This window comes from Streptomyces sp. S.PNR 29 (genome assembly GCF_030386795.1).
In the GTDB taxonomy this organism is placed as follows: Bacteria; Actinomycetota; Actinomycetes; order Streptomycetales; family Streptomycetaceae; genus Streptomyces.
The window spans coordinates 110965-123623 of record NZ_JANUQM010000021.1 but is presented as its reverse complement, the minus strand read 5'-3'; the positions used below and the strand labels follow the sequence as shown (position 1 = coordinate 123623).

Below are 12659 nucleotides of genomic sequence, written 5' to 3'. Positions count from 1 at the left end.
CATGACGCAGAGCAGTGTGCAGGGGGACGGGACGCTTCAGCGCGTCCGGCACCGTCATGGTGCGGGCCACCAGGGCGAGGGGGGCGCTCAGGAGGGGGACGGCGGGGGCAGAGGGGGCGGCAGACGCGGGCGGCGTCCGAGACGCAAGCACCGGGTGCTCCGGTGGTCCGCGACGACCGTCGCCGTGCTGATACTCGGCACGGCCGGCGCCGGATACCTCTACTACCAGCACCTGAACGGCAACATCCAGAAGGGCCAGCGCAGCAGCGGCGACTCCAAGGCGAAGAAGGCGGAGCCGAACGCCGCGGGGCAGACGCCCCTGAACATCCTGCTCATCGGGTCGGACAGCCGTAACTCCGACGAGAACGTGAAGCTGGGCGGCAGCAGGGACTCGCGCGGAACCCCTCCGCGGGGCGACGTGCAGATGCTCATCCACCTGGCAGCGGACCGCAAGAGCGCCGCGGTGGTGAGCATCCCGCGCGACACCCGGGTCGACATCCCCGAGTGCACCGATCCGGCGACGGACAGGAGGTACCCGGCGACCAACGACATCATCAACGCCTCGCTGGCCCGTGGCGGCGCCGGCTGCACCCTCGCCACCTGGGAGAACCTCACCGGGATCTACATCGACCACTGGATGACGATCGACTTCGCGGGCGTGGTGCGGATGGCGGACGCCATCGGCGGTGTCGAGGTCTGCGTGAACCAGAACGTGTGGGACCGCCCGCTGCCCGGTGTGCCCGGCGGCTCCGGCCTGAAGATGAAGGCCGGCACGCGGAAGGTCGAGGGCGAGCAGGCGCTGCAGTGGCTGCGCACCCGCCACGCCTGGGGCAGTGACCTGCTGCGGGCCAGGGCCCAGCACATGTACATGAACTCGATGATCCGCACGCTCAGGCAGCAGAACGTCTTCACCGACAGCGGCCGGCTGACGGACCTGGCCGAGGCGGCCACGAAGTCGCTGAAGGTGTCGGAGGAGATCGGCACGGTCAAGAAGCTGTACCACCTGGGCATGCAGCTCAAGACGGTGCCGACGGACCGCATCACCATGACGACGCTGCCCACCGTCGAGGACCCGCAGGACCGCAACCACCTGGTCGCGGACGGCGCCCGTGCCGAGAAGGTGTGGGAGATGCTCCGCGACGACGTGCCCTTCGACGACAACGGCAAGGACGACGACTCGGGCGCGAAGAAGAAGACCAGCGGCGAGGAGAAGACCTCCGCCGACCCCGCCGCGGCGGACGACGAGATCGGCGTCCTGGTGCAGAACGCCACCCAGACCTCCACGCTCGCCCCGGTCGGCGGCCGCGCGGGCGTGATCGCGCAGGCGCTCGTGGCGAAGGGCTTCACGAAGGCGACGAAGGACACCTCGGCGCCGCTCGCCGTGGACCGGACCGTGGTGCGCTACCCGAGCGCCGAGCTGGAGGGCGACGCCCAGGCGGTCGCCAAGGCCCTCGGCATCCCGGCGGGTTCGGTGAAGCGGTCGACCGACGTCTCCGGCGTCACGGTCGTCGTGGGCGCCGACTGGCGTACGGGCACGGCCTATCCGAAGCAGTCGGCGCCGAAGGCGGGGGATCTGCCGGGCAACGCCGACGCCCTCAACGGCTCGGACACCGGCAAGTGCATGAACGTCTACGCGCCCTACCGCTGGTAGTCCGTTCCGTTCATGGAATTGGGACGTATTGCCCGGTTGTAGGGACGGCCAATTTGTCACTGGCGCCACTCGACGCTCAACTGGGCGGATATTGTGAACGATCCAGTGCCCCACACCGCGGCCCGCCCTGGCGCCGCGTGGCCCCGACGGAGGATTCGGACAATCGTGGACGCGCAAGGCCGTGGGCGGGCGGACAACGTCGACCCCGCAGACCAGTGGGTGATCAATCCGAACACCGGTGAATACGAGCTGCGGCTGTCCTCTTCCGCACCGCAGTCGTCCGTTCCCGGACCCCGCACACCGCCCGCCCCCCGGGCGGGCGGCGCGGGGCGGGGCCGTACGGCAGCCCCCGGCCGCGAGGTCCCGCCTCAGCGCCGGCGCCGTCCCGCCGCCGAGGAGCCGCTGCCGGGGCGGCGCGGCCGCCGGCCGGCGAAGCAGAAGTCGAGGGCGAAGAAGGTCGTGCTGTGGACCGGCGGCACCATGGCGTTCGTCCTGGTCGCCACCGGCACGGCCGGCTACTTCTATCTCAAGCACCTTGAGGGCAACGTCAAGACGACGGACGTCGGCAGCGCGGGCCAGAGCAGCTTCCGCAAGGACGAGGCCTTCAACATCCTGATCATCGGCACCGACAAACGCACCGGCGCGGGCAACGAGGGCTACGGCGACAAGGGCAGCTCCGGGCACGCCGACACCACGATCCTGCTGCACGTCGCCGAGGACCGCTCGAACGCGACCGCGCTCAGCATCCCCCGGGACCTGATCGTGGACATCCCCGACTGCCCGACGACGCTGGAGGACGGCTCTCAGAAGGTCGTACCGGGGCTGCAGGGCGTGCGCTTCAACCGGAGCCTCGGCGAGAACGGCCGGGACGCGGGCTGCACCATGCGCACGGTGAAGGAAGCCACCGGCATCGCGCCCGACCACTTCATGATGGCCGACTTCAACGCGGTCAAGACCCTGACGACGGCGGTGGAGGGCGTCGAGGTGTGCGTGGAGAAGGCCGTCGACGACAAGCAGTCCAAGCTCAAGCTGCCCGCCGGCGAGTCGACGGTCGAGGGCGAGCAGGCGCTCGCCTTCCTCCGCACCCGCAAGAGCTTCGGCAACAGCGGTGACCTGGACCGCATCAAGGTGCAGCAGCAGTTCCTGGGCTCGCTGATGCGCAAGATGTCCTCCAGCGACACCCTCACCAGCCCGACGAAGCTGCTGAAGCTGGCCGAGGCCGCCACCGAGGCGCTGACCGTGGACAAGGCCATCGGCAAGGTCGGCACGCTCAAGGACATCGCCCTGGAGCTGAAGAAGGTGCCGACGAAGAACATCACGTTCACCACGGTCCCGGTCGTCGACAACCCCGCCGAGACGGTCAAGGCGACGGTCGTCCTCGACGAGTCGGCGGCTCCCCAGGTCTTCGACATGATCAAGAACGACATCTCGTTCACCGAGGTCAAGCAGCAGAAGAAGAAGGAAGCGGCTGCCGTCGCCGCCCGTCTGAAAGGCACCAAGGCCCCGGCCTCCGAGGTGCGCGTGCGCATCCTCAACGGCGGCGCCCCGCCCGGCAGCGCACAGGAGACCCTGTACTGGCTGCAGAACGACGAGGGCGTGACCAAGTCCGAGAACGCCGGCAACGCGCCCAGGACGCTGAACAGGACGACGCTGGAGTACGCCCCCGACCAGGCCGACCAGGCACGCCGGCTCGCCGACATCCTGGGTCTGTCCGGCTCCGCGATGAAGCCCGGCGAGAGCGTGACCAACTCGCAGGGACTGCCCACGATGACGCTCACTCTGGGCGAGGACTTCAAGGGCGCCGGGGTGAAACTCGACGGCTCCTCGGCGAAGACGCCGGACATCGACAAGTCCACCGCGGACAAGGTCCAGTGCGCCGGCTGAACCCGTAATGAACCCGTAGTGCAACTGACAGGCCTGTCGTGCGTCTAACAGGGCGAGCGACAGGCCTGTTCCAGGGCGAGAGGGCGGGGAGGGCGGGGAAGTGACGCAGAACGGTGTGCGGGCGGACGGGACGCTTCAGCGCGTACGGCACAGTCATGACCTCGACCAGGACGACGGCCCGGGCGACCCCGACGGGGAGGCCGAGAGCGACGCCCGGCACGGCATACGCGGGCCGCGGCGGGGACGCCGTGCGCTCCGATGGTCCGCGGCCACCCTCGCCGTCCTCATACTCGGCACGGCCGGCGCCGGATACCTCTACTACCGCCACCTGAACGACAACATCAAGCAGGAAGAGCTGAACCTGGGCGACAGCAAGGTCGCCGAACCGACGCCCAACGCCGCGGGCCAGACCCCGCTGAACATCCTGCTCATCGGCTCGGACGCGCGGAACACCAAGGAGAACCAGAAACTCGGCGGCGCCCGCGAGACCTTCGGCTCCACACCGCTGGCGGACGTCCAGATGCTGCTGCACCTGTCCGCCGACCGGACCAACATGTCGGTCATCAGCATGCCGCGCGACACCCTCGTCAGGATCCCGAAGTGCACCGACCCGGACGACGGGAAGGTCTACCCGGCGAGCGACGGGCGGACGATGACGAACCAGAGCCTCGGCCACGGCGGTCCCGGCTGCACGGTGGCCACCTGGGAAAAGCTCACCGGCATCCACATCGACCACTTCATGATGGTCGACTTCGCGGGCGTGGTGTCCATGGCGGACGCCATCGGCGGGGTCCCGGTGTGCGTGGACGCCAACATCCACTCCCGCGACAGCCAGGGCCACGGCTCCGGGCTGAAGCTGAAGAAGGGCACGCACCCCGTGAAGGGCGAGCAGGCCCTGCAGTGGCTGCGCACCCGCTACGGCTTCGAGGACGGCAGCGACCTCGCCCGCGCCAAGGCGCAGCACATGTACATGAACTCCATGGTCCGTCAGCTGCGCGAGAACGCCACCCTGAGCAGCCCGAACAAGCTGCGCAAACTCGTCGAGAAGGCCACCGAGGCCCTCACGGTCGACCCCGGTCTCGACACCGTGAAGAAGCTCTACGACCTCAGCACCGAGCTGCGCGAGGTGCAGCCGGAGCGCATCACCATGACCACGATGCCGAACCGGTACGTGGGAGCGCGTGTGGAACCCACCGAGGACGCCGAAAAGCTGTTCCGGCTGGTGCGGGAGGACATCGCGCTGGACGGCAAGGACGCGAAGAAGACCGAGGAGAAGGCCTCGGACGACCCGGCGGCCGGCGACGACGAGATCGCGGTCCAGGTCGTCAACGGCACCCGCACCGACGCCCTCGGCGCGGCCCGCGGGCGCGCGGGCGACGTGGCCGGGATCCTGCTGGACAAGGGCTTCACCCAGGCGGTCGCCGACCGCAGCACGTCCCTGAGCGAGGACAGGACGGTCGTCCGCTACCCGAGCGCCGAACTGGAAGGCGACGCCCAGGCGGTCGCCAAGGCCCTGGGGATCCCGCTGAGTTCGGTGGAGCGGTCCACGAACGTCTCCGGGGTCACCCTCGTCGTGGGCGCCGACTGGCGTACCGGCAAGGCCTACAAGGCGCCCAAGGAGGACAACAGGACCCCCGAGTCGGCCGAGGCGCTCAACGGCGCCGACGACAAGGCCTGCATGCACGTGAACCCGGCGTTCACCTGGTCCTGACGCTCACCCCGCGGCGGCGTCCGCGCGGACCGCGGGCCGCCGGCTCGCGATGACCTTGCGGGCCAGCGAACGCGGGCTGGTCAGAAAACCCCAGCCCCAGCAAAGGTGCATGGTCGCCAGTGCCACGGGGATCCGCAGCCGCGCCCTCAGCGGCAGCCCCCTGCCCGCAGGGACGGACCCGAGGACGATCGCCGCGAGATAACCGCCGGGTACGACGAAGCCCCACGGGGTGAGGGCCGCGCCGACCACGGTCCCGGCCGCGATGGCGCACACCGCCGTCGGCGGGGCGAGGTAGCGCAGATTGATCGAGCCCTCGTGGTAGCGGGCGACGACATGCCGCCAGCGGCCGTAGTCCTTGTACTGCTTGGCCAGCGCCTTCACCGAGGGCCGCGGCCGGTACGACACCCTCAGCTCCGGCGAGAACCAGATCAGTCCGCCGGCCTCACGGATACGGAAGTTGAGCTCCCAGTCCTGGGCGCGGATGAACTCCTCGTTGTAGCCGCCCTGCTGCTCCAGCGCCTCGCGCCGGAAGACACCGAGGTACACCGTCTCCGCGGGACCCGCCTGGCCGCCGGTGTGGAAGGCCGCGTTGCCGACGCCGATCTTCGAGGTCATGGCGGCGGCGACCGCGTGCTCCCAGTCGTTCTCGCCCTCGGCGTGCATGATGCCGCCGACGTTCTGCGCGCCGGTCTCCTCCAGCAGCCGTACGGCCGTCGCTATGTAGTTCGGCGACAGCATGCCGTGCCCGTCGACGCGGACGACGATCGGATGGCGGGAGGCCTTGATCGCGGCGTTGAGGGCGGCGGGCGTACGGCCGGTGGGGTTCGGCACGGTGTGCACGCGCGGGTCTTCGCGTACGAGTTCGGCGGCGATCTCGTCCGTGCGGTCCGTGGACGGACCGAGGGCGATCACGACCTCCATCTCGCCGGCGTACTCCTGCGCGAGGATCGCTTGGACGGCTCCCCGCAGATGCCGTTCCTCGTTGAGGACAGGCATGATCACGGAAACGGCGGGGAGCTGCACGTCGGAGTTGGCGTTCATCGGTCCTCACGTTACCGCGAACGGGGGACACCGGTGCGCGCCGCAGGGGCCGCTGCCCCGGTCCGCAGATCGTATGGGCCTACGGTGCTCACGATCCCACGTACGGCTCTCGCGGAGGTGTCCTCCTTGCCCACGCCGCCCCGCTCCCCCGGCTCGCCACAGCGCCGCCCGCAGCCGCCCCGCCGGGCACCGCGGCCGCCCGTACGGCGGAAGAGGCCGCGCCTGGCCATGCGGGCGGTGACCACGCTGTCCGTGGTGGTGCTCGCCTCGGCGGGGATCGGGCACGCGGTGATGAGCAGCCTGGACGCGGACATCACGCGGGTCGACCCCTTCAAGGACATGAAGAACCGGCCACAGGCGGGGCACGGCATGAACGTGCTGCTGGTCGGCACCGACGGACGCGACAAGGTCAGCGAACAGCTGCGGCGGAAGTACCGGCTGGGCGGCGCGCCCTGCCACTGCACCGACACGATCATGATCGTGCACATCTCGGCGGACCGGGAGCGGGCCAGCGTGGTCAGCCTGCCGCGCGACTCGTACGCCGTGACGCCCGCGCACACCGACCGCACCACGGGCAGGCGGCACGGCGGGCACCCGATCAAGCTCAACGCGGCGTACGCGGAGGGCGGGCCCCAGCTGACCGTGCGGACCGTCGAGCACATGACCCGGGTGAAGATCGACCACTATCTGGAGATCGACTTCACCAGCTTCATGAAGACGGTGGACGTGCTCGGCGGCGTGCGGATCTGCACCGCCCGGCCGCTGAAGGACACCTACACCGGGCTCGACCTGCCGGCCGGCACGCACCGGCTGATGGGCGGGCAGGCACTGCAGTACGTCCGGGCCCGGCACCTCGACGGCGCCTCCGACCTCGGCCGGATGAAGCGGCAGCAGCGCTTCATGGCGTCGCTCATCGACCGGGCGACCTCCTCCGGGGTCCTGCTGAACCCGATGAGGTTCCGGGACGTGACGCGGGCGGCGCTGGGCTCGGTGCGGGCCGACAAGGGGTTCGGCACGGACGAACTGCTGGCCCTGGGGCGGGCGATGCGGAACTTCTCGCCCTCCTCCTCGGAGTTCACGACCGTGCCCATCGGGCAGATGGGATACGCCGTGAAGGGCGTCGGATCGACGCTGAAGTGGGACAGGAAGAAAGCCGGCCGCCTTTTCCGGGCCGTGCGCGAGGACCGGCCGCTCGCTCCGCACCAGCCGCGGCCCAAGGGCCTGCCGGTCGGGGTGGACCCGCAGCAGATCCGCGTCCAGGTGGAGAACGGGACGGACACGGCAGGGCTGGGCAAGCGGGTGGACCGGCAGCTGGCGGCCACCGGATTCCGCACGACCGGGATGGCGGTGAACGCCAAGGAGCACGGCGTACGGCGCACCGTCGTCGCCCACGACCCCCGCTGGGACCGCTCGGCCAAGTCCCTCGCGGCGGCCCTGCCCGGCAGTGAGCTGCGGACGGTGAAGGGTCTGGGGCCCACGCTGAAGGTCATCGTGGGGTCCGACTTCCGGCAGGTGCGGAAGGTGCGGGCGGCGGAGCCGGCGCAGAGCGAGAGCGGGGTCATGCGGGGCGACGAGGCGGTGTGCGGCTGAGGCGTCCGGACCACCCGGCCACAGACCGCACAGTCCGGCGACAGTCCGGGCGGGGGTGCGGGCGGCAGTGCGGGCGGCAGTGCGGCGTGCGAAATTGGCCAAGTGGCCGACATGGGCCAGGACTTGTGTCTAGGTTGTGGCACATATCGACCGGTGCTGTCCGAAGGAGACCAGACGCCATGTCCGACCTCACCGCCTCCCCCGATGAAGGCGTCGCCCGCGTGGCCCGGCTGCGCACCGACGTGTCCCACTCGGCCCGGATCTGGAACTACTGGCTGGGCGGCAAGGACAACTACCCGGTCGACCAGGAGGTCGGCGACCAGATCCTCTCCTTCGTGCCCGCGCTGCCCCGCTCGGCCCGCGCCGACCGCCAGTTCCTGGCCCGCGCGGTACGGCTGGTGGGTCAGGAGGCGGGCGTACGCCAGTTCCTGGACATCGGCACCGGGCTCCCGACCGCCGACAACACCCACGAGCTCGCCCAGCGCATCGACCCCTCGTCCCGGATCGTGTACGTCGACAACGACCCCCTCGTCCTCACGCACGCCCACGCGCTGCTCACCAGCACGCCCGAGGGGGTCACCGACTACATCGAGGCGGACGTGCACGACCCGGAGGCGGTCCTCGCGGGCGCCGCACGCGTCCTGGACTTCGACCGGCCCGTCGCGATCACCATGCTGGGCGTCCTGAACTTCGTGCTGGACACCGACGAGGCCGTCGCCATCGTGCACCGGCTGCTGGACGCCGTGCCCTCCGGCAGCTACCTGGTCATCACACACCCCACGACGGAGGTCGACGGGGAGGCCATGACCACGGCGGTGGACTACTGGAACGCCAACGGCTCGGCCCCGATGACCCTGCGCAGCCGCGCGGAGCTGCTCCGCCTCTTCGACCGGGTGGAACTCCTCGAACCCGGCGTCGTCTCCTGCTCACGCTGGCGCCCCGACGCCGCGGAGGAGGAGATCGTCGACGTCACCCAGTTCGGCGGTGTGGGCCGGAAGCCGTAGGCCCGCCCACACGGATTCTCCCCTTCCGCCCTGTGGCGGTCGCGGGCCGACGGGCGTACCACGGAAGGGTGGGGCCGAGCCGCGGTCCCACCGCTCCAAGGCCAAGGAGGTCACCATGCAGCCCGCCGCCATGACCCCGCTGAGCAAGGAAATGCAGGACTGCGTCCAGGCGTGCATGGCCTGCCACACCGCGTGCGAGGAGACCATGAGCTCCTGCCTGCAGCGGGGCGGCCAGGACCAGATGCAGATCATGCGCGCACTGATGGACTGCGCCGAGACGACGCGCATGTGCGCGGACATGATGATGCGCCGCTCCCCCATGTCGGCCGAGATGTGCGCGATGTGCGCCAGGGCCTGTGACATGTGCGCCGAGGCGTGTATGTCCATGCCGGACGACCCGCAGATGATGCGCTGTGCCGAGGCCTGTCGCCGCTGCGCCGAGAGCTGCCGCACGATGACGGGCGCCACGATGTGACTCCCGCCCGGCAGCGCCGAGGGCACCCCGGCAGGGGTGCCCTCGGTCTTGGTACGCCGGTCAGTTGCCGGAGACGGTGACCTTCTCGTCGCTGTTCAGCTGGCTCACCAGGGTCTTGACCTTGGCGGAGTCCCACTGGAGGTTGCCGTTCGGGGCGTTGCCCGAGATGGGCATGTTCATCGACTTGCCGTCGCCGCCGTTGACGCTCTTCATCGCCCAGAACATGGACGCCAGGTCCCACAGGCCCATGTCCTTGTCGACGATCAGCGAGTCCAGGCCCGCGCCCATCGTCGGGTACAGCTTGAAGGGGTTGAGCACGGTGCTCGGGGTCGCGACCTGGTTGGCCAGGGCATTGAGGAACTTCTGCTGGTTCTTCGTACGGTCCAGGTCGGAGCCCGCCAGCGCGTACCGGGTGCGGACGAAGGCGAGTGCCTGCTCGCCGTCCAGGGTCTGCTTGCCCTTCTTGAAGTCCGCGCCGGACTTGGTGTCCTTGATGTCCTGCGGGATGTCGATCTCGACACCGCCGACCGCGTCCACGATGTTCGCGAAGCCGGCGAAGCCGATCTCCACGTAGTGGTCGATGTGCAGACCGGTGTTGAACTCGACCGTGCGGACCAGCAGTTCGGGGCCGTCCTCGGCATAGGCCGCGTTCAGCTTCACCTGACGGCCGGTGCCCGGGTAGGTCTTGCCCGAGTCGGAGCCCTTGTACGTCGGGATCTCCACGTTGGAGTCGCGGGGCAGGGAGATCAGCGTGTCGCCGTTGTCACCGACGTGCAGGATCATCATCGAGTCCGTGCGCTTGCCCTCCGCGGACCCGGTGTGCAGGTTCTTCTTCTGCTCGTCGGACAGCCCGGCCCGGCTGTCGGAGCCGACGATCAGGTAGTTCGTGCCCTCGCCCGCCGACGGACGGTCGATGACCTTCGACAGGTCGACCTCGCGGTTGAGCTTGGAGTCGGCCCAGAAGTAGGTGCCGATGGTGGTGGCGACCAGCACCGTCACCACGGTGATCGCCGTCACCTTGATACGGCGGCGCCAGTTGGGCCGGGCCCGGTACTGCTGGAGGTGCGGATCCGGGTCGTTGTCATTGGGCACGAAGCCGCCGCCTCTGCGGCCCCCGCCGTAGACCTGGCCCGTGTTGTAGCCGCTGTCGTATCCGTCGGCGGCGGTGTCGCCGTAGGCGTCGTACCCACGGCCGTCCACGTACGACGGCTGTGGCGGCACCCCGCCGCCGTACGGGCCCGCGCCGGGCGGCGCCGCCGGACCGCGGCGGACCTGCCGCATGACGCGCGCGCCCTCGGGCTGCGGGCTTGCGCTGCCGCGTCCGTACGGGGTGCCGCGGTTGTCGTCGGACCATCCCTGGGGCCTGTTCATGCGCCCCAGTGTGCCCGGCGCGGCATGGTGCCTTACAAGGTTCGTCGGAAAATCAGGCCAGGGCTGTGGCGAAGCTGACACAAAACCCCCGCATGTCACCTCGGCATAAGGTGGACGCCATGACAGACCAGGCCCCAGCTGCGGAATCTGGCACTCCGGATATCCCGGGCAAGCCCACCTCGGCCTCCCGGACCACTCTCAGCCACATCATGACCCACAACGACACCAACCTCCTGGGTACGGTGCACGGCGGGGTGATCATGAAGCTGGTGGACGACGCGGCGGGGGCCGTGGCCGGCCGGCACTCCGGCGGTCCCGCCGTCACCGCGTCCATGGACGAGATGGCGTTCCTTGAGCCGGTCCGCGTCGGCGACCTGGTCCATGTGAAGGCCCAGGTCAACTGGACCGGCCGGACGTCCATGGAGGTCGGCGTACGGGTCCTGGCCGAACGCTGGAACGAGTCCACCCCGCCCACCCAGGTCGGCTCCGCCTACCTCGTCTTCGCGGCCGTCGACGCGGACGGCAAGCCGCGCCCGGTGCCGCCGGTACTGCCGGAGACCGAGCGGGACAGGCGGCGCCACCAGGAGGCCCAGATCCGGCGCACCCACCGCCTGGCCCGACGGCGGGCGATCCTGGAGCTGCGGGAGAAGCGGGCCGCGGAGGGGTTCGAGGACTGACCCCGCGGGTGCCGGGAAGGTACCGGCACCCCGGGTCGTCGCCGGTCACGGCAGGTTGCGCGCCATGACGATGCGCTGGACCTGGTTCGTGCCCTCGTATATCTGCGTGATCTTCGCGTCGCGCATCATGCGCTCCACCGGGTAGTCGCGCGTGTAGCCGTAGCCGCCGAGGAGCTGGACCGCGTCCGTCGTGACCTCCATCGCCACGTCCGAGGCGAAGCACTTGGCGGCGGCGCCCTGGTAGGTGAGGTCGGCGTCGCCGCGCTCCGAGGCCGCCGCCGCCTGGTACGTGAGGGCGCGGGCGGCCGAGATCTTCATGGCCATGTCGGCGAGCATGAACTGGATGCCCTGGAAGTCGGCGATCGGCTTGCCGAACTGCTTGCGCTCCTGGACGTAGCCCTTGGCGTAGTCGAGGGCGCCCTGGGCGATCCCGAGGGCCTGGGCGGCGATGGTGATGCGGGTGTGGTCCAGGGTCTTCATCGCCGTGGCGAAGCCGGTGCCCTCGTCGCCGATCATGCGGTCGGCGGGGATGCGAACGTTGTCGAGGTAGACCTCGCGGGTCGGGGAGCCCTTGATGCCGAGCTTCTTCTCCGGGGCGCCGAAGGAGACACCCTCGTCCGACTTCTCGACGACGAAGGCCGAGATGCCCTTCGAGCGCTTGGACGGGTCCGTGACCGCCATCACCGTGTAGTAGTCGGAGACGCCGGCGTTGGTGATCCAGCGCTTCACGCCGTTCAGGACGTAGTGGTCTCCGTCGCGGACCGCCTTCGTCTTCATGCCGGCCGCGTCCGAGCCCGCGTCCGGCTCGGAGAGGCAGTACGAGAACATCCCGTCGCCCTTGGCGAGCGGGGTCATGTACTTCTTCTTCAGGTCCTCGGAACCGGAGAGGATCACCGGGAGCGAACCCAGCTTGTTCACCGCGGGGATGAGGGAGGAGCTGGCGCAGACGCGGGCCACCTCCTCGATCACGATCACCGTGGCCAGCGCGTCGGCGCCCGCGCCGCCGTACTCCTCGGGTACGTGCACCGCGTGCAGGTCGTTGGCGACCAGCGCCTCAAGCGCCTCCTGCGGGAAGCGGGCCTCCTCGTCCACCACGGCGGCGTACGGCGCGATCTTCGCCTCGGCCAGCGAGCGGATGGCGTCACGGAGCATGTCGTGCTCCTCGGACGGGCGGTACAAGTCGAAGTCAGCCGATCCGGCCAAGGTCTCTCACGCTCCAACGCTGCGATGCTGACGCTAACTACCGTTAAGTAAT

General features: G+C 69.8%; 10 protein-coding genes. 7 read left to right on the top strand and 3 right to left on the bottom strand.

The window, feature by feature from the left end:
* Position 1 precedes the first annotated feature (1 nt).
* The 3 genes from NW895_RS39105 (at position 2) to NW895_RS39095 (ending at position 5246) form a co-directional block, all read left to right on the top strand.
* Complete coding sequence (locus NW895_RS39105; RefSeq protein WP_289941856.1) at positions 2-1651, top strand: LCP family protein; 1650 nt, start codon at positions 2-4, stop codon at positions 1649-1651.
* Positions 1652-1816: 165 nt separating this feature from the next.
* The gene (locus NW895_RS39100) at positions 1817-3535 is read left to right on the top strand and encodes an LCP family protein (protein WP_289941855.1); all 1719 of its coding nucleotides are present in this window, start codon (positions 1817-1819) and stop codon (positions 3533-3535) included.
* 223 nt (positions 3536-3758) lie between these two features.
* Positions 3759-5246: an LCP family protein gene (locus tag NW895_RS39095; protein WP_289941893.1), complete on the top strand. Its 1488-nt coding sequence runs from the start codon at positions 3759-3761 to the stop codon at positions 5244-5246.
* Positions 5247-5249: 3 nt separating this feature from the next.
* Here the strand turns inward: NW895_RS39095 and NW895_RS39090 are convergent, their stop codons facing one another.
* The gene (locus tag NW895_RS39090; protein WP_289941854.1) at positions 5250-6287 is read right to left on the bottom strand and encodes a glycosyltransferase family 2 protein; all 1038 of its coding nucleotides are present in this window, start codon (positions 6285-6287) and stop codon (positions 5250-5252) included.
* 126 nt (positions 6288-6413) lie between these two features.
* On the opposite strand from NW895_RS39090, the gene NW895_RS39085 reads away from it, so the two are divergent.
* The 3 genes from NW895_RS39085 to NW895_RS39075 all read left to right on the top strand — a co-directional run bounded on the left by NW895_RS39085 (position 6414) and on the right by NW895_RS39075 (position 9356).
* Positions 6414-7877, top strand: coding sequence for an LCP family protein (locus NW895_RS39085; RefSeq protein ID WP_289941853.1), 1464 nt, complete (start codon positions 6414-6416; stop codon positions 7875-7877).
* 179 nt (positions 7878-8056) lie between these two features.
* Entirely contained in the window at positions 8057-8881 is an 825-nt protein-coding gene (locus tag NW895_RS39080) for an SAM-dependent methyltransferase (protein WP_289941852.1), read from the top strand.
* A 115-nt stretch (positions 8882-8996) separates the two neighbouring features.
* Positions 8997-9356: a four-helix bundle copper-binding protein gene (locus NW895_RS39075; RefSeq protein WP_289941851.1), complete on the top strand. Its 360-nt coding sequence runs from the start codon at positions 8997-8999 to the stop codon at positions 9354-9356.
* Between the two features lie 60 nt (positions 9357-9416).
* On the opposite strand, the gene NW895_RS39070 is transcribed toward NW895_RS39075, so the two are convergent.
* Positions 9417-10727, bottom strand: a complete 1311-nt coding sequence (locus tag NW895_RS39070) for an LCP family protein (RefSeq protein WP_289941849.1) — start codon at positions 10725-10727, stop codon at positions 9417-9419.
* 119 nt (positions 10728-10846) lie between these two features.
* On the opposite strand from NW895_RS39070, the gene NW895_RS39065 reads away from it, so the two are divergent.
* Positions 10847-11404 (top strand): acyl-CoA thioesterase, encoded by a 558-nt coding sequence (locus NW895_RS39065; protein WP_289941847.1) that lies wholly within the window; start codon positions 10847-10849, stop codon positions 11402-11404.
* A 45-nt stretch (positions 11405-11449) separates the two neighbouring features.
* On the opposite strand, the gene NW895_RS39060 is transcribed toward NW895_RS39065, so the two are convergent.
* Positions 11450-12607, bottom strand: a complete 1158-nt coding sequence (locus NW895_RS39060) for an acyl-CoA dehydrogenase (RefSeq protein WP_289941846.1) — start codon at positions 12605-12607, stop codon at positions 11450-11452.
* Positions 12608-12659 lie beyond the last annotated feature (52 nt).